The sequence below is a fragment of the Streptomyces krungchingensis genome, from assembly GCF_054729265.1.
On sequence record NZ_JBPUKY010000001.1, the window covers coordinates 686,531 to 703,002 of the forward strand.

Annotated in this window: 14 protein-coding genes; 8 read left to right on the forward strand and 6 right to left on the reverse strand. The window is 71.8% G+C overall.

From position 1 onward, the window contains the following. Window position 1 precedes the first annotated feature (1 nt). Entirely contained in the window at window positions 2–3,832 is a 3,831-nt protein-coding gene (locus ACSYGO_RS03175) for a CHAT domain-containing protein (protein WP_460385698.1), read from the forward strand. 27 nt (window positions 3,833–3,859) lie between these two features. Here the strand turns inward: ACSYGO_RS03175 and ACSYGO_RS03180 are convergent, their stop codons facing one another. Beyond that, the gene (locus tag ACSYGO_RS03180; RefSeq protein WP_426680367.1) at window positions 3,860–4,780 is read right to left on the reverse strand and encodes a LysR substrate-binding domain-containing protein; all 921 of its coding nucleotides are present in this window, start codon (window positions 4,778–4,780) and stop codon (window positions 3,860–3,862) included. A 133-nt stretch (window positions 4,781–4,913) separates the two neighbouring features. Here ACSYGO_RS03180 and ACSYGO_RS03185 point away from each other — a divergent pair, with 133 nt between their 5' ends. The 3 genes from ACSYGO_RS03185 (at window position 4,914) to ACSYGO_RS03195 (ending at window position 6,961) form a co-directional block, all read left to right on the forward strand. Continuing rightward, the gene (locus ACSYGO_RS03185) at window positions 4,914–5,924 is read left to right on the forward strand and encodes an aldo/keto reductase (protein WP_460385699.1); all 1,011 of its coding nucleotides are present in this window, start codon (window positions 4,914–4,916) and stop codon (window positions 5,922–5,924) included. A 32-nt stretch (window positions 5,925–5,956) separates the two neighbouring features. Further along, complete coding sequence (locus tag ACSYGO_RS03190) at window positions 5,957–6,373, forward strand: SRPBCC family protein (RefSeq protein WP_460385700.1); 417 nt, start codon at window positions 5,957–5,959, stop codon at window positions 6,371–6,373. Window positions 6,374–6,559: 186 nt separating this feature from the next. Further along, on the forward strand, window positions 6,560–6,961 hold the full coding sequence (locus tag ACSYGO_RS03195; protein ID WP_432188001.1) for a DUF6281 family protein: 402 nt from the start codon (window positions 6,560–6,562) through the stop codon (window positions 6,959–6,961). 62 nt (window positions 6,962–7,023) lie between these two features. Here the strand turns inward: ACSYGO_RS03195 and ACSYGO_RS03200 are convergent, their stop codons facing one another. Together ACSYGO_RS03200 and ACSYGO_RS03205 are read right to left on the reverse strand one after the other, a co-directional pair. After that, a complete protein-coding gene (locus tag ACSYGO_RS03200; RefSeq protein WP_426680371.1) occupies window positions 7,024–8,436 on the reverse strand; it encodes an amino acid permease in 1,413 nt (470 codons plus the stop codon). A gap of 124 nt (window positions 8,437–8,560) precedes the next feature. Beyond that, window positions 8,561–9,004, reverse strand: coding sequence for a hypothetical protein (locus ACSYGO_RS03205; RefSeq protein ID WP_432174351.1), 444 nt, complete (start codon window positions 9,002–9,004; stop codon window positions 8,561–8,563). 220 nt (window positions 9,005–9,224) lie between these two features. On the opposite strand from ACSYGO_RS03205, the gene ACSYGO_RS03210 reads away from it, so the two are divergent. Both ACSYGO_RS03210 and ACSYGO_RS03215 read left to right on the forward strand, forming a co-directional pair. After that, complete coding sequence (locus tag ACSYGO_RS03210) at window positions 9,225–9,695, forward strand: cation:proton antiporter regulatory subunit (protein ID WP_426680514.1); 471 nt, start codon at window positions 9,225–9,227, stop codon at window positions 9,693–9,695. A 6-nt stretch (window positions 9,696–9,701) separates the two neighbouring features. After that, window positions 9,702–10,949, forward strand: coding sequence for a cation:proton antiporter (locus ACSYGO_RS03215; protein WP_460385701.1), 1,248 nt, complete (start codon window positions 9,702–9,704; stop codon window positions 10,947–10,949). Window positions 10,950–11,032: 83 nt separating this feature from the next. Here the strand turns inward: ACSYGO_RS03215 and ACSYGO_RS03220 are convergent, their stop codons facing one another. Continuing rightward, a complete protein-coding gene (locus ACSYGO_RS03220; RefSeq protein WP_426680374.1) occupies window positions 11,033–11,320 on the reverse strand; it encodes a DUF3040 domain-containing protein in 288 nt (95 codons plus the stop codon). A 382-nt stretch (window positions 11,321–11,702) separates the two neighbouring features. On the opposite strand from ACSYGO_RS03220, the gene ACSYGO_RS03225 reads away from it, so the two are divergent. Together ACSYGO_RS03225 and ACSYGO_RS03230 are read left to right on the forward strand one after the other, a co-directional pair. Beyond that, window positions 11,703–12,662, forward strand: coding sequence for a sensor histidine kinase (locus ACSYGO_RS03225; protein WP_426680375.1), 960 nt, complete (start codon window positions 11,703–11,705; stop codon window positions 12,660–12,662). Next, window positions 12,659–13,318, forward strand: a complete 660-nt coding sequence (locus ACSYGO_RS03230; protein ID WP_426680376.1) for a response regulator — start codon at window positions 12,659–12,661, stop codon at window positions 13,316–13,318. The genes ACSYGO_RS03225 and ACSYGO_RS03230 overlap by 4 nt, the downstream gene beginning before the upstream one ends. A 38-nt stretch (window positions 13,319–13,356) precedes the next feature. Here the strand turns inward: ACSYGO_RS03230 and ACSYGO_RS03235 are convergent, their stop codons facing one another. Further along, on the reverse strand, window positions 13,357–14,652 hold the full coding sequence (locus ACSYGO_RS03235; RefSeq protein WP_460385702.1) for a cation:proton antiporter: 1,296 nt from the start codon (window positions 14,650–14,652) through the stop codon (window positions 13,357–13,359). A 317-nt stretch (window positions 14,653–14,969) separates the two neighbouring features. After that, a complete protein-coding gene (lpdA, locus tag ACSYGO_RS03240) occupies window positions 14,970–16,382 on the reverse strand; it encodes a dihydrolipoyl dehydrogenase (RefSeq protein WP_426680378.1) in 1,413 nt (470 codons plus the stop codon). Window positions 16,383–16,472: the final 90 nt, after the last annotated feature.

Here is a 16,472-nt window from a genome sequence, read left to right on the forward strand (position 1 = left end):
CATGGGGGTGTTCGGCAACGTGCGGGACGATCGGGACCGGCTGGTCCGGGCGGTCCATGACCGTGTCCTGCGGTCCGGCACCGCGGACGGGCGGGTGGACCGGGACACCGTGTTCGGCGACGAGGCGGATGCCGAACTCCGCGCACTGCTGAGAGCCGCCGACCCGCGGACGGACCTGCAGGCCCGGCACGCGGCCGGCTGGCTCTGCGTCGCCCGTGCCGCGGCCGACCCCGGGGAACACGGCCGGGTCCACGGGTGCATGGCCGGGACGCTGCTCTTCCCGGTGTGGGTGGCCGATCCCGGGCTCGTGCCGCCCGAGTTGGCCGCGAACTACGCAGCCCTCGATCCCGCTGTGCGCCCGGATCCGGCGAACGCCGACGGACCCGGCGAATGGGCGGCCAGTTGCGCCGCGTTCTCGATCGCCGCCGAGGGCACGCCGCACGATCCGCCGCCCGACGCCTCCGATGACACCCGCAGGCTCTACGAGTTGGCCACGCAGTTCGGTGCCATGACGACCTCGCGCGAAGTGCAGGTGGCCACCGCGATCGGGTGCGGCACCCTCGCCGTCCTCGCGACGCCGGAACAGGATCCCGTGCACCTGTCCCGCGTCGAGAGCCTGTCGGAGGTGTTGGCCCTCGCCGGGATGTCCTGGCCGTTCGGGGACTTGAGCGTCGATCCGGTCCGGTCCGGTCACCGTGTCCTCAAGGGCACCCCGTCCGACTCCCCCGACCGGCTGCTCGCCCTGAGCAACCTGGGCATCACACTGATGGAGCGCTACCGCCGATCGTACGACCCGGAGGACCTGTACGAAGCGGCCGGGATCGCCCGCGACGTACTGGCCCAACTGCCGCCGGGGAGCCCGCATTTCCCGCACTGCTTCAGCACAGCGGGGAGCGCGCTGATGATGCTGCGTCAGCGGGAGGGTGGCACGCGCGAGGAGTACGACGAGGTGGTCGACCTGTTCCGGCGGGCCACTCCCCACGACCCGAAAGGACCGGCGGCCGCGGGCCTCAACCTCGGGCTCGCGCTCGTCCTGCGCGCCCAGCGCAGCGGCCACGTGGACGACCTGGACGAAGCGGTCCGGGTGCTGACCGAGGCGCTCGCGGTGTCCCGCGATCCGCAGCAGGGAGCCGCGCTGCGCCGGGCCCTGGGCAACGCGCGGCGCGCCCGCTTCACCATGGCCGGCGGCGATCCGGCGGAACTGGACGGAGCGATCGCGCAGTTCTCCGACACGGCCGGCGCCGCCGGGGAGGTGACCCCGCAGACCGCGCCGCGGCTGCTCGGTCCCGCCATGGCCCTGTACAACCGCTACGAGCGCGACCCGGAGGAGAACGAGGCGGACCTGACCGAGGCGCTGCGGCTCCTGCGGTCCGCCGTGGCCGTGCTGCCGCGGGACCACCCGGACCGGCCCGTCGCGCTCGACGATCTCGGTCTCGTACTGGTCAGCAGCTACGCGCGCACGGGCGATCCGCAGGAGTTGCACGAGGCCGTACGGGTGCACCGGGAGGCGGTGGCGCTCACCCCCGGGGGCCACGAGATGCTCGGCGTCCGCCTGCTCAACCTGGGCATGGCACTGGGGGTGCGGCACCTGCTCACCGAGGACGGTGAGGACCTGCGGGAGGCCCGTGAGTTCCGCGACCGGGCCGCCACGCTGCCCGGTCTGGGCCCCGCGCACGAGGCGATGCTGCGGGGTTCGCAGGGGATCAGCCTCATGACGGGCTTCGCTCGCGCCGACGATCCGGTCGCCCAACTCGACCGGGCGATCGACCGGTTGAGGCAGGCGGTCGCCCTCACCCCGGAGGGCGACCCGCGATTGCCGCGCCGGCGCCACAACCTCGCGGCGGCCCTCATGTCCCGATGCGGTCAGAGACCGCTGCTCAGCGATGCCCGCGAGGCGCGCGAACTGGCCGACGCGGTCATCGCGGCGCTGCCGCCGGCCTCGCCCGACCTGCCGGGTGCCCTGACGGTCGCCGCGAGTTCGCAACTGCTGAGTCCTCGCGCCCTGTGGTCGTCGGCCGCCCGCGACGAGGCCGTCGCCCTGTTCCGCCGGGCGGTCGAACTCACCCCGCCCGGCCACACCCAGCGCACGCCGCGTCTGATGAATCTCGGCAACGTCCTGCGCGACCGGGGGCCCGGACGGCGTCGCCGTCGAGCCGATCTGGCCGCGGCGGCCGCGGTGTTCCAGGAAGCGGCCCGTGAAGAGCAGTGCGCGCCGTCCCTCCGCCTGGACGCGGCGCGCGCCTGGGGCGACGTCCGGGCCGAGCTCGGTGACTGGGCCGGAGCCGTGGACGGCTATGCGCTGGCCGTGGACCTGCTGCACTCGGTCGCTCCACGCCATCTGGCCCGCGACGACCAGGAGTTCCTGCTGAGCCGCACCGTCGGGCTGGGTGCCGCGGCGGCGGCCTGCGCGGTGCGCTGCGGCCGGCCGGGACTCGCGGTCGGTCTGCTCGAACAGGCCAGAGGCGTGCTGCTCTCCCACGCCTTCGACGCCGACAGCGATCTGACCCGGCTCCGGGAGACGGCCCCGGGCCTCGCCGACCGTTTCGAGCGACTCCGCGAGGCCTTGGACACGGCCACCGACAGCCGGGCCCAGGCGTTCCTCGCGGAAGGCCCCCTGAACCACGCGCGGGACGCCGACGCACAGGCGGACCTGCGGCAGCGGCTGGCCGCCGAATGGCGGGAGCTGACCCGGCGCATCCGTGTCGAGCATCCGGAGCTCGGGCTGCTGCGCCCGGTGCGGGAATGGGACGAGCGGGAGCTTCGCGCCACGGCCGCGGCGGGCCCGGTGGTCCTGGTCAACGTCTCCCCGTACGGCAGCGACGCGCTGATCGTCGGCGAGCACGCGGTGGACGCCGTGCCGCTCCCCGGGCTGAACCCCGAGAAGGCGGCGAACCGCAGGCAGACCTTGCAGGAGGCGCTGGTGCGTCTGGAGACGCCCGGAATCTCCCTCGCCGCGTCCCGACGCGCACAGCACGTCGTACGCGACACGCTCGCCTGGCTGTGGCGGGCGGTCACCGGCCCCGTACTCGACCACCTGGGCGTCCCGGCCGCACCCGCCGGACCGTTGCCCCGCATGTGGTGGTCGCCCGGTGGAGTGCTGGGCACCCTGCCGCTGCACGCCGCCGCCCCCGAAGGGCCGTCGCCGGGTGCGCTGGACCGGGTCGTCTCCTCGTACACGCCGACGCTGCGGGCGCTGCACCACGCCCGACAACGCACGGCCCGCCCGGCCGGCACCGGGGCGCTCGTCGTGGCCGTCGACGAGGTCGCCGGGCTGACACCGCTGCCCGCCGCACGCCGTGAGGCCGAGCACCTCGCCCGGCTGCTGTCCGCCCCCGAGGTGCTGACCGGCGCGTCCGCCACGCGTACGGCCGTGCTCTCCGCCCTGCCCCGGCACGCGTACGCGCACTTCGCCTGTCACGCCCTGGGCGATCTGCAACGCCCGTCCGGCAGCAGACTCGTCCTGCACGACGACACCGAACGCCCGCTGACCGTACGCGACTTGGCCCGGCTGCGGCTGCCGTCGGTGCGGCTCGCGTATCTCTCCGCGTGCAACACGCTGCGCACCAGCCCGGAACTCGCCGACGAGGCGGTCCACATCGTCAGCGCCCTCCAGATCGCGGGCTTCCCCCATGTCGTCGGATCCCTCTGGCACGTCGACGACACGATCGGAGCCGGTGTCGCCCAGAGCGTGTACGAGGCCCTGAGCACGGGTGACGGCACGCTGGACGTCACCCGGACGGCGCAGGCCCTGCACTCCGCGGTGAGCGCGCTGCGCAGCGCCTACCCCCGGACCCCGAGCCTGTGGGCCTGCCAGGTGCATGCGGGGCCGTAGACCGCGGTGGCACCGCGCGGCGGCTCGTCACGCCTCGGCCGCGTCCCCCTCCCCGTCCTCGCGGGCCCGCAGGACGGTCGTGCGGAAGGAGGCGACCACGGGGCGCAGGTCGATACGGTGCCATGCGGCCCACAGGCGGACGGAGGCGTCGAACCAGGGGAGTTCGCGCACGACCACCCCCTGGGTCTGGCCGCGCGTCATGCTCTCCTGCACCAGGGCGACGCCCAGTCCGGAGGCGACCAGGCCGATCGCGGTGAGGGGATCCGGGGCCGCGAGCCGGATGTCGGGGGTGAAGCCGGCCGCCGCGCAGGAGGCTATGAAGCCGTCCCGCCAGGTCACGTCCTGGCTGTTCTCGACCGCGATCCAGGGCTGCCCGTCCAGATCCTCGGGCCGGATCTCCGCCTGCCCGGTGAGGGGGTGGCCGGTCGGCAGGGCCAGCAGCAGGGGGTCCACCAGCAGGGGCGCGGACTCCAGGTCGGGATCGTCGTCGGCCGGTGCCTCCGGGACGAGGGCGATGTCGAGGCTGCGCTGCCTGAGGCCCTCGAACTGCTGCGCCGCGGTCAGGTCGTAGAGCGCGACATGGATGCCGGGGCGGTCGTCGTGCAGATCGCGCAACGCGCGCGGCAGGACGCCGGTGTGCATGGCGTCCCCCACGTAACCGACGCAGAGGCCTCCCTCCTCGCCCCGGCCGAGGCGTCTGCCGAGGTTCTCCAGGCGGTCCGCGTGCCGCAGCAGGGCCTCGGCCTCGGACAGGAAGACCCGTCCGTCAGACGTGAGCCGGATCCGCTGCTGGCTGCGCTCGAACAGGGTCAGGCCCAGGTTCTTCTCCAGCTGGGCGATCTGCCGGCTCAGTGGCGACTGGGACATGTGCAGCCGCTCGGCGGCGCGGCCGACGTGCTCCGCCTCCGCGACGGCCACGAAATAGCGGAGTTGCCGCAGGTCAAGCATGTAAGACCTCTCAGGACTCAAGTGTGTCCAAGCAAGTCTTGGACAGTCTCAATTTCCGATCCTAACCTCGACAGAGCAAGAGCCGCGGACCAGCAGAAACCGCGCAAAAGCCGTACAGAAATGGATCCACCTCATGGGCATCAAGTCCTTCCTTCCGGGCTCTCTCGGCTTCGGTACCGCGCCGCTGGGCAACATGTTCCGCGACATCCCCGACGACGAGGCCTCGGCCACCGTCCACGCCGCCTGGGACCACGGCATCCGCTACTTCGACACCGCCCCCTTCTACGGCGCGGGCCTGTCGGAGATCCGGCTCGGCGAGGCACTGGCGGACCGGCCGCGCGACGAGTACGTGCTCAGCACCAAGGTGGGCCGCGTCATCCTCGACGAGCTGGAGGACCCCGCCTCCCGCGAGCTGGGCGAGAAGGGCGGCCTGTTCGAGCACGGCCGCCCGAACAAGATGATCAACGACTACTCGGCGGACGCGACGCTGCGCTCCATCGAGGACAGCCTGCGGCGTCTGCGGACGGACCGGCTGGACATCGTCTGGGTGCACGACGTCGCCCAGGACTTCTACGGCGACGAGTGGCTCGCCCAGTACGAGACGGCCCGCACCGGCGCGTTCCGCGTCCTGCAGCGGCTCCGCGACGAGGGCGTGATCCGGGGCTGGGGCCTGGGCGTCAACCGCGTCGAGCCGCTGGAACTGACGCTGGACCTGGACGAGCCGCGCCCCGACGCGTTCCTGCTCGCCGGCCGCTACACCCTCCTCGACCACGACCGGGCGCTGGAGCGGCTGCTGCCCGCCGCGGCCGCGCAGGACGTCGACATCGTGGTCGGCGGACCGTACAGCTCCGGCATCCTCGCGGGCGGCCGCCACTTCGAGTACCAGGAGGCCCCGGCGGCCATCGTCGCGAAGGTCGAGCGTCTCAAGGCCCTGGCGGCCGAGCACGGTGTCGGCATCAAGGCGGCCGCCCTCCAGTTCGCCCTCGCCCACGCGGCGACCGCCGCCGCCGTCCCGGGAGCCACCCGTCCGAGCCGTATCGCCGAGGACGTCGCCGCTCTCCGCGAGACCGTGCCGGCCGCCTTCTGGGCGGCACTGCGCGAGGAGAAGCTCATCGCGCCCACCGCCCCCGTCCCCGCACTCTGATCCCACCCGCCCCTTCCCCCGGAGGCATCAGCATGGCCACCACCCGTGCATCCATCGACATCCCCCGCAGCGCCGACCGTGTCTGGGACCTGATCGGAGGCTTCGGCTCGCTGCCCGACTGGCTCCCCTACATCCCCCAGAGCGATCTCGGCGAGGGCGGTCGTGTCCGGAGCCTGACCAACGAGGACGGCGGTGTCATCGTCGAACGGCTCCAGGCCTTCGACCAGGTGGCGCGCAGCTACTCGTACGCGATCGAGCAGGCGCCCTTCCCCGTCACCGGATACCTCTCCACCCTGACCGTCCACGAGGGGCCGACGGCCGGCACCTCACGGGTGGAATGGTCGGGCTCGTTCACTCCGGCCGGCGTCAGCGACGCCGAGGCCGAGGAGCTCTTCCACGGCATCTACACGGACGGACTCTCCTCGCTGCTGCGGACGATGACCTCCTGACAGCTCCGGCGGCCGTCGCCTGCACCCGTGACGGCCGCCTCACGGGCAGGGCTTCGCCGCCGGGAGGCGGCGGTGCGGTCGAACAGAAACGGCCCCCGCGGCGTCGGAGTCCATGAGGAGGGTGATCCCGTCGCCCTCCGTGCAGGCCCGAGAAGCCGGAGCCGACGCTCCACAAGGAGGCGCATCATGACATTCCTGCTCCCGACCGCCCGGACCGCAACGGTGTGGACGCTGCCCGCAGCGGTTCTCACCGCCCTGTGTGTCGCCTGCACGTCGTCGAGCGGGGACGACGACGCCGAAGGAGCGGCGTCGTGCGCGGCTCTGGTCGAGTACCGGGGCCGCACGTACACGGGCGCGGAGGTCCCGCACTTCAGGATCGGGGACGCACTCGGTGCCGCCACGCTTCCTCCGTGCGCCGACACCGGCGATCTCGACCACGCGACGCCGACCCCGACCACGGCCTACGCGATCGAGGGCGTGGACCCCGCGGTCGCCGTGGCGCTGGAGCAGTCCGACGGCATCGTCTACGTCAACACCGCCTCCGGCAAGGAACTGCCGGAGATCAAGAAGATGATCAAGGGCTCCTGAACCTGCCGCCCCGGGGCGGAGGTTCGCGGTTCGTCCTCCGCCCCGGCCCGCAGGCGCCTTCCCTAGCGACCGGCCAGCGCCGACCGCTTGTACGAGTAGCCGGCGTAGACGGCGACGCCGATGACGAACCAGACGGCGAACCGCACCCAGGTCTGCCACTGCAGGAACGTGATCAGCCAGATCGAGAAGACGATGCCCAGCGCCGGCACGAACGGCATCCACGGTGTGCGGAAGCTGCGCGGGAGGTCCGGCTGCCGGTAGCGGAGCACGATCACCGCCGCGCAGACCACCACGAACGCCAGCAGGATGCCGATGTTGGTCAGTTCGGCCGCCTCGTTGATCGGCAGGAACCCGGCGATGGCCGCAGACGCCGCCCCGACGATCCAGGTCACACGGGTCGGCACGTGCCGCGTCGGATGGGTCTTCGCGAACCACTTGGGCAGCAGGCCGTCCCGGGACATGGCGAACCAGACCCTGGTCACGCCCAGCATGAAGGTGAACATCACCGTGAGGATGCCGATGATCGCGCCGACCGCGATGACGTCCGCCAGCCGGTTCAGGCCCACCGACTGGAACGCCGAGGAGAAGCCGCTCTCCTTGTCGATCTCCTTGTAGTTCTGCATGCCGGTCAGCACCAGACAGGCCAGCACGTACAGCACCATCGCGATGACCAGCGAGTAGATGATCGCCTTCGGCATGTGCCGCTGCGCGTCCTTGGACTCCTCGGCGGCCGTCGACATGGCGTCGTACCCGAACACCGCGAAGAACACCGTCGCCGCGCCGGTGAACGCCCCGCTGATCCCGTAGGGGAAGAACGGGTGGTAGTTGGCGGTGTCGATGTGGAAGAAGCCCACGACGATCACCACCAGCACCACGATGACCTTCAGCGCCACGACCACGGTCTCGAAGCGGGCCGCGCTGCGGATGCCCTGCGTCAGCAACCAGGCGATCAGCAGGCACAGGATCGCGGCGAACAGGTCGACGCGGTGTCCGGAGCCGGTGCCGGGGGCGCCCAGCATCCAGTTGGGCAGGTCGGCCCCCATGTCCTCGACGAGGAAGCTGAAGTAGCCGGAGATGCCGATCGCGACCACCGCCACGATCGCCGTGTACTCCAGCAGCAGGTCCCAGCCGATGAACCAGCCCGCGAACTCGCCGAGCACGGCGTAGCCGTAGGTGTAGGCCGAGCCCGCCTTCGGGATGAGTCCCGCGAACTCGGCGTACGACAGTGCCGCGGCGGCGCTCGCGACACCGGCGATGAGGAACGACACCAGCACCGCTGGTCCGGCCGTGCCGTTGGCCACCGTGCCGGCGAGGGTGAAGATGCCCGCGCCGATGATGCCGCCCACGCCGATCGCGGTCAGCTGCACCAGGCCGAGCGACCGCTCCAGCCCGGGGCCCTCGGCGATCTCGGTGTCCTCGATGTGCTCAATGGGTTTGCGCCGGAGAATGCCTTCGCCCATTCGGAGCCTGGCCATACGCCTCACCTCTCCACCAACGGCAAACGGCTGACGGCGGATCATGATGGCTCAGGGGGCGCACCGACGGAAGACGCCACGCATGAGTGCGGCGCAGGAGATCCGCCCGTCCGAGGGGAGGTGCTCAGACTTCCGGAGGGCCGTCCTCCGGGGTCGCCGGCGCGAAGGCGCTGTCGGTGGTCAGGCGCCGGTAGGCGGCATGGGCGTTCATCACGCGGGCGAGCGTGGTGCCCAGCACGGCGGCCGTCAGCAGGCAGGCGAGCCAGAAGGCGTCGCGGTGCGCGGCCCAGGTCAGCGTGCCCGCCGGCGGAATGGCGAAGCCGTTGAGGAAGAGCCAGCAGAGCAGGGCCGTGCCCGGAGCCGCGGTGAAGCGCGCGCAGACGCCGAGGACGGCCGCCAGGACGGAAAGGCCGGCCAGGGCCCATGCGGGACGGTCCGTGCCCACGGCCGCGTTCAGGAGAGCGACCAGTACCAGCGCTCCGCCGGAGGCCGCGGCCCAGACCAGCGGGGTGGCGACGGGCTGGGGCACGGGCCTGGCTTCTGTCCCGAGTCGCACCCACGCCGTCATGCTGACGTTCCCTTCCCGTCGTGTCCGGCGTCGGCAGAACGGGCTGCGCGACCCCCCGGCGGCCGGGCGTCCGGCACGCCCTGGGCACGGATTGTTTCACAGGCCCGGTGTCCTGGGGGCCTGTGGATCAGGACGAGCTCTTCGTTAGGGTGTCTTCAATAGTTGTAAAAGAAATAGTCAAGACACCAACAGACAGGGGGCAGTCGTGGCGGCTGCACGAATGAGCAGTACGCCGTTGCCGGGCATCGGAGTTCGCTACGACCTGACGACGCGTGAGCAGCGGCGTCTGTCGGTGGTGGCCCACCGGGACGGTTCACGGACACTCAGCGCGTACCAGGAGGACGATCCTGACGCCTGCGCACTCTCCGTGCGGCTGGCGTCGGGTGAGGCGGAGAGCCTCATCGACGCGCTGATGCCCACCCACCACAGTCCGAGTCTTCTGTCGACGACAGAGTTGGGGCTGGTGGCGGAGCGGATCGAACTCTCGGCGACCTCGCACTGGAACGGCCGACTGCTCGGCGAGACCCGCATGCGGACGGAGACCGGTGTGTCGATCGTGGCCGTGCTGCGCCGGGCCGAGGCGACACCGTCACCCGGCCCGGACTTCCGTCTGGCGGGCGGCGACACGTTGATCGTGATCGGCACCCGCGAGGGCGTGGAGGCAGCCGCGACGATACTCGGGCGGGAGTGATCGCCTGTGCACTCCTCTGCGGTTTTCCTGATCGAATTCGGCGCGATCATCCTCGGTCTCGGGCTGCTGGGGCGGTTCGCGGGACGGTTGCAGTTCTCGCCCATCCCCCTCTACCTGCTGGCCGGGCTGGCGTTCGGGGAAGGCGGAATCCTTCCCCTCGGTGCCAGTGAGGAGTTCGTGGCCATCGGCGCCGAGATCGGCGTCATCCTGCTGCTCCTGATGCTCGGCCTGGAGTACACGGCCAGCGATCTGGTCTCCAACCTCAAGACCCAGTACCCGGCCGGCCTCGTGGACGCCACCCTCAACGCGCTGCCCGGCGCGGTGATGGCGCTGCTGCTCGGCTGGGGCCCCGTGGCCGCGGTCGTCCTGGCCGGGGTCACCTGGGTCAGCTCCTCCGGGGTGATCGCCAAGGTGCTCGGTGACCTGGGGCGGCTGGGCAACCGTGAAACACCGGTCGTCCTCAGCATCCTGGTCCTCGAGGACCTGTCCATGGCGGTCTACCTGCCGATCATCACCGCCCTGCTCGCCGGCACCGGTCTCGCCGCCGGAAGCGCCACCCTCGCCATCGCGCTCGGAGTGGCCGCCCTGGTGCTGCTGGTGGCGGTGCGCTACGGACGGCACATCTCGCGGTTCGTCTCCAGCGATGATCCCGAGAAGCTGCTGCTCGTGGTGCTGGGACTGACCCTGCTGGTCGCCGGTCTCGCCCAGCAGTTGCAGGTCTCGGCGGCCGTGGGCGCCTTCCTGGTCGGCATCGCGCTGTCCGGCGAGGTCGCCGAAGGGGCGCACCATCTGCTCGCTCCCCTGCGGGATCTGTTCGCCGCGGTCTTCTTCGTCTTCTTCGGACTGCACACCGACCCCGCCGACATCCCGCCCGTGTTCCTCTCGGCACTCGCGCTGGCCGCCGTCACCACCGCGACGAAGATCGCCACCGGGTACTGGGCGGCCCGCCGTGCCGGGATCTCGGCCAAGGGCCGCTGGCGGGCCGGCGGCACCCTCGTCGCCCGCGGCGAGTTCTCCATCGTCATCGCCGGTCTCGCCGTCGGCGTCGAACCCCGCATCGGCCCCCTGGCCACCGCGTACGTGCTGATCCTGGTGATCCTCGGCCCGCTCACCGCCCGCTGGACGGAGCCCATCGCCCTGCGCCTGACGAGCCGGCTGCGGACGCCCGCGCCCACCACCGAGGCGCCGGTGAAGACGTCCGTCCCGGCCCCGCGCGGCGAGGTCGACGAACAGGACGCGATCGGCCGGTCCTGACCGGCGCCGCCCGCGCCCCCGCGGCGGGGGCGGCACCCGCGCCGACGGGCAGACCGGCCCTGAGGACCGGGGCGCCCCGGGCATCAACGGCCCGGGGACCGCCCTCGTCCTCCGGGTGCCCGGTACGGATCGAGCAGGGACGCGGCGATCCCGAGGAGGACCAGCCCTGTGGCGACGAGCAGTCCGTGCGGGAGGACCAGCCCCGTGGGCAACGCGACCACGGCGGTCGCCAGCACCCACCAGGCGCCGGCCCGCCGCCCTCCCCCGGAACGCGCGGTGCGCCCGTTCCCCGGCACTCGTGCCGGCCGCGGACCGTCCCGCCCCAGCTGCGCCTCGAGACCGGCCAGACCTTCTTCGTCGTACTGGGACACGGCTCTTCCTCCCCGGAACCGACAGCACCTGGAAGCGCAGAACGGCTCAAGTCCGCGGGCCGGCCGGGCCGATGGTCACCGCTCGGCCTGCCGCCTCTGCGCCACGACCCACATCCAGGATTTCTTCCCCTCTCGGGCCGCCGCCAGTAGGCCCGGCCCCCATCTTTTCCGGCTTCTGACCCCCAGTACTTCGGCTCGGCGATGGGGACCCCCGGCCTCGGAAATGGGTGCCGCCACGGATGGCGGTCGTTCTGAGCAGGGCACACGCTGGTCCTGGACGTCCGTCGCAGTGCGCCAGGAGCCCAACGCTTGGCGTCGCCGCGTCTCTCCGGTGCGGAAGGGACCGGCGGCACGGCGGCTCACGGCCGGGAGGAGAGACGCGGTGCCCCTGTTCTGGCGGATCTTCCTGTGGAACGCCGTCGTGCTCGTCGCCGCGGCCGCTCTGCTGCTGGGCCCGGTCACCGTCTCCACTCCGATCCTGCTCGTCGAGGCCGCGATCCTCACCGGCGGCCTGGCGGCCATGCTCGTCGCCAACGCGTTCCTGCTCCGCCTGGCCCTGGCTCCGCTACGACGTCTCACCCGGGCCATGACCACGACCGATCTGCTGCGCCCGGGGCGCCGTCCCGCGGTGAGCGGGCACGGGGAGATCGCCGAGCTGATCACGACCTTCAACACGATGCTCGACCGCCTGGAGGACGAGCGGGCCACCAGCACTGCCCGTGCCCTGTCCGCGCAGGAGGCCGAGCGCCGCCGCATCGCCCAGGAACTGCACGACGAGGTCGGGCAGACCCTGACCGCCGTCCTCCTCGAACTCAAGCGCGTCGCCGACCACGCCCCGTCCGACGTACGTGCGGAACTGCGCCAGGTGCAGGAGACGACGCGGGGCAGCCTGGACGAGATCCGCCGTATCGCGCGCCGGCTGCGCCCCGGGGTCCTCGACGAACTCGGCCTGGCCAGCGCCCTCCGGTCCCTCACCACCGAGTTCGCCGGTCCCGGACTGACCGTCGGGCACCGGCTCGACACCGAACTCCCGGCCCTCGGCCACGAGACGGAACTGGTCCTCTACCGCGTCGCCCAGGAGGGACTCACCAACACCGCGCGCCACGCGGACGCCCACCACGCCGAACTCACCCTGCGGACCACCGCGACCGGCGTGGAGTTGCTCCTGCGCGACGACGGCCGCGGTCTCGGCGGCGCGCCCGAGGGGGCGGGCATCCGCGGCATGCGTGAACGAGCCGTGCTCATCGGCGCCGATCTCGCGCTGGGTGCCGGTCCGGACGGCGGCACCGAACTGCGCCTCACCGTCCCCGTCCCCGTCCCCGACAGGAGCGGCCGACCATGACTGCCCCCTCCCCCGTGCGCATCCTCCTCGCCGACGACCACGCGCTGGTCCGCCGCGGAGTCCGTCTCATCCTCGACGGCGAACCCGACCTCACCGTCGTCGCGGAGGCCGAGGACGGTGCCGAGGCGGTCGAGCAGGCCCACGCCCACCAGCCCGATCTGGCGATCCTCGACATCTCCATGCCCCGGCTCACCGGCCTCCAGGCGGCCCGTGACCTGTCCCGCAGCGAGCCGGACCTGCGGATCCTGATCCTGACGATGTACGACAACGAGCAGTTCTTCTTCGAGGCCCTCGCGGCCGGCGCCTCGGGCTACGTCCTCAAATCCGTGGCGGACCGCGACCTGGTCGAAGCCTGCCGCGCCACCATGCGCGGTGAGCCCTTCCTCTACCCCGGCGCGGTGAACGCGCTCGTCCGCAAGTACCTGGACCTGGCCCGGGAGGGCCGCGCGCTGCCCACGAGGGCCATCACCGACCGCGAGGAGGAGATTCTCAAGCTCGTGGCCGAGGGGCACACCTCGCAGCAGATCGCCGACCTGCTCGTCATCAGCGCCAAGACCGTGGAGCGGCACCGCGCCAACCTGCTGCAGAAACTCGGCCTCAAGGACCGCCTGGAACTCACCCGGTACGCCATCCGCGTCGGCCTCATCGAGCCCTGACCCACGACGACGGACAGGCCGGGCCGGCGTCATCGGGCCTACCGCTCGACGTCGGCGGTCAGGGCCTCCGGGGCGTCCTCGCCGGTCTGCCGGGACTCCCCTTCACGGGCCGGTCCGTGAGGGGGCGCCGGGTCCGGTTCGACCGTGCACGCCGCCCGGCCGCGCACGGCGTCGACGGCACGCAGAGCACGGGCCAGCAGGTCCGCATGCCCCGCGACGACGGGGCCGAGCACCGCGAGGACGAGGACGTAGCCGGCGATGAACGCGGGGAGACGGCCGTCCAGTCCGGCCGCCGCGGCCATCGCCGCCAGGATCAGCGCGAATTCCCCGCGGGCCACGAGGATGGTGGCGAGGTCCGCGGCGGCCTGGAGACCGTAGCGGTACAGGCGGGCCACCAGAAGCCCGGCGGCCACGTTCACGACGACGGTCAGCGCCGCCGCGAGCGCCACCGGAGCGGCGACGGACGCGACGTCACCGGGGTCGATGGCGAGCCCGAAGGCGAAGAAGAAGATGGCCGCGAAGGCGTCGCGCAGCGGGTGCACGAGCCGGCGGATCCGAGGCGCGGAAGGCGTCCCGGCCAGAATCAGTCCCACCATGAACGCGCCGATGGCGTCCGCGACTCCGAGGGCTTCCGACACTCCGGCCACGAGCACCGCGGCCCCGAGGAAACTGACGACCAGCAGTTCGCCGTCCCGGATCGCCATCAGACGGCCGACCAGACGGGTGCCGTAGCGGGCGGTGGCGGCCAGCACCAGCAGGAATCCGAACGCCTTGCTCCCCTGCCAGACCATGTCCCCGAACCCCTGGGCGCCGCCTATGACCGGCTGCAGCACGGCCAGGTACAGGGCGAGGAAGACGTCCTCCACCACGATCACACCGAGGATCAGACGTGTTTCCGGGCGGCCGATGCGCCCCAGGTCGATCAGGGTCTTGGTCACGATGGCGGACGACGAGATGCCCAGGACACCGGCCAGCACCAGCGCCTCGCGCAGTCCCCAGCCGAGGGCGAAGCCGAACCCCAGACCCGCGCCCACGTTCAGCAGCAGATAGATCCCTCCGGCGGCCGGCAACCGCCGTCCTCCGCTCCTGAGGTCGTCGAGGTGGAACTCCAGCCCCAGGTAGAAGAGAAGAAGGACCAGCCCGAGCGCGGACAGCATCTCGAAGTCGCGGGCGTCCTCGACGAGGACCACACCGGGTGTGTGCGGGCCGAGCAGGACGCCGGCGAGCATGAACAGGGGGATGGTCGGCAGTCCGATCCGTCCCCCGAGCCGGGCGAAGAACGCCGCGGCCAGGAAGGCTCCCCCCATGGCGAGCAAGGTGTCGGCATGGCCCACGGGTCACCACCCTCCACGGCGGCGGGACCAAAGAGAACGCCGTAGGACGACGGACGGTCGCTCCCCACCGCGCGGGCACGGGCGACCCGGACCTGATCACCGGTTCAGCCGCTCTTCGAGCGCCCCACGGCCGAACGCGCAAGGGCGCCAGGGACCTCACGCCGGGCGGCAACCCGACGTCACCGCCACCCTCGCACGCCGCCGGTCCCCCTCACCATCCGTGCCGACACCCATTCACCACCACGTGCGACACCCATCCCTCACCGGCTTCCCGGGCGGGGCGGAGCACGGCGTACGGGGGCGTGAGCAGCGGCCGCTCACATGTTGATCATGTGGCCGGCAAGCCCGTGGACCGCTTCCTTGACCGCCTCGCCGAGGGTCGGGTGGGCGTGGACGTTGCGGGCGACCTCGTGGACGGTGAGGTCCCACTGCTGAGCGAGGGTCAGCTCCGGGAGCAGTTCCGTGACGTCCGGCCCGATGAGGTGGCCGCCGACGAGCTCGCCGTGCGTGGTGTCGCTGATCAGCTTCACGAAGCCCGTGGTGTCCCCGAGGCCGTGGGCCTTGCCGTTGGCCGTGAAGGGGAACTTCGCCACTTTGACGTCGTAGCCGAGGTCGCGGGCCTGGGCCTCGGTGTATCCGAAGCTGGCGATCTGCGGCTGGCAGTACGTGGCTCGCGGGATCATCACGTAGTCGAGTTCCATGGTCTCCGCCTCGGCCAGCGTCTCCGCGGCGATCACGCCCATCGCTTCGGCGGCGTGCGCGAGCATGAGTTTCGCGGTGACGTCGCCGATGGCGTACAGATGCGGGACGGATGTGCGGCAGCGGCCGTCGACGTCGATCGCACCCCGTTCGGTGACCGTCACGCCGGTGTTCTCCAGGCCGTATCCGGTCACGTTCGGTGCGAAGCCGATGGCCTGGAGGACCTTGTCCGCCTCCAGCACCTGTGGGGCGCCGTCCTTGCCGGTGACCGTCACACGGACCTGGGGACCGGACTCGTCGATGGCGTCGACGCGTGTCGAGGTGAGCGTGGTGATGCCCAGCTTGCGGTACTGACGGGCGAGTTCGGCGGAGACCTCGGCGTCCTCCAGCGGGGCGAGACGGTCCAGGAACTCGACCACGGTGACCTTCACGCCGTAGTTGTGCAGCACGTACGCGAACTCGATGCCGATCGCTCCCGCGCCCGCGATGACGATCGACTCCGGCAGGTCCTCGGCGAGGATCTGTTCCTCGTAGGTCACCACCCGGGACGTACGGCGGGTGCCGGGCAGCAGCTTCGGCGTGGCGCCGGTGGCGATGACGCAGTGGTCGAACCCGATGGTGAGGGTCTCGCCGTCGTAGCCCGCGACCTGGAGGGTGTGCGGGTCGAGGAAGGTGCCGCGGCCGTCGATCTCGGTGATCTCGTTCTTCTTCATCAGGTAGTGGACGCCCCGGACGCGTCCGTCGGCGACCTTGCGGCTGCGGCGGTACGCCTCGCCGTAGTCGAAGGACACCTGCCCGTCGACCCGGATGCCGAACGTCTTTGCCTCACGGGTGAAGATGTGGGCGAGCTCGGCGTTGCGCAGCAGGGCCTTCGTGGGGATGCAGCCCACGTTCAGACAGACGCCGCCCCAGTACTTCTCCTCCACGACGGCGACGCGTTTGCCCAACTGGGCCGCGCGGATCGCGGCGACGTAACCACCGGGGCCGGCTCCGAGTACCACCACGTCGAAACGCTCGTCCAGCTCGGCCATCGTGGTTCCTCCCGTTCCTCGCTCATGTCGTCGCTGCGACTGTAGGCCGCGCCCCGGGCACGTCCGGGTTCCGGCGCGAGCGGATGGGCC

Excerpts from the sequence above, each read along its gene's own strand:
- ACSYGO_RS03205 (WP_432174351.1), bottom strand. The coding sequence starts at position 9,004 with ATGACGGCGTGGGTGCGACTCGGGACAGAAGCCAGGCCCGTGCCCCAG.
- ACSYGO_RS03200 (WP_426680371.1), bottom strand. The coding sequence starts at position 8,436 with ATGGCCAGGCTCCGAATGGGCGAAGGCATTCTCCGGCGCAAACCCATT.
- ACSYGO_RS03230 (WP_426680376.1), top strand. The coding sequence starts at position 12,659 with ATGACTGCCCCCTCCCCCGTGCGCATCCTCCTCGCCGACGACCACGCG.
- ACSYGO_RS03185 (WP_460385699.1), top strand. The coding sequence starts at position 4,914 with ATGGGCATCAAGTCCTTCCTTCCGGGCTCTCTCGGCTTCGGTACCGCG.
- lpdA (WP_426680378.1), bottom strand. The coding sequence starts at position 16,382 with ATGGCCGAGCTGGACGAGCGTTTCGACGTGGTGGTACTCGGAGCCGGC.
- ACSYGO_RS03180 (WP_426680367.1), bottom strand. The coding sequence starts at position 4,780 with ATGCTTGACCTGCGGCAACTCCGCTATTTCGTGGCCGTCGCGGAGGCG.
- ACSYGO_RS03195 (WP_432188001.1), top strand. The coding sequence starts at position 6,560 with ATGACATTCCTGCTCCCGACCGCCCGGACCGCAACGGTGTGGACGCTG.
- ACSYGO_RS03175 (WP_460385698.1), top strand. The coding sequence starts at position 2 with ATGGGGGTGTTCGGCAACGTGCGGGACGATCGGGACCGGCTGGTCCGG.
- ACSYGO_RS03210 (WP_426680514.1), top strand. The coding sequence starts at position 9,225 with ATGAGCAGTACGCCGTTGCCGGGCATCGGAGTTCGCTACGACCTGACG.
- ACSYGO_RS03190 (WP_460385700.1), top strand. The coding sequence starts at position 5,957 with ATGGCCACCACCCGTGCATCCATCGACATCCCCCGCAGCGCCGACCGT.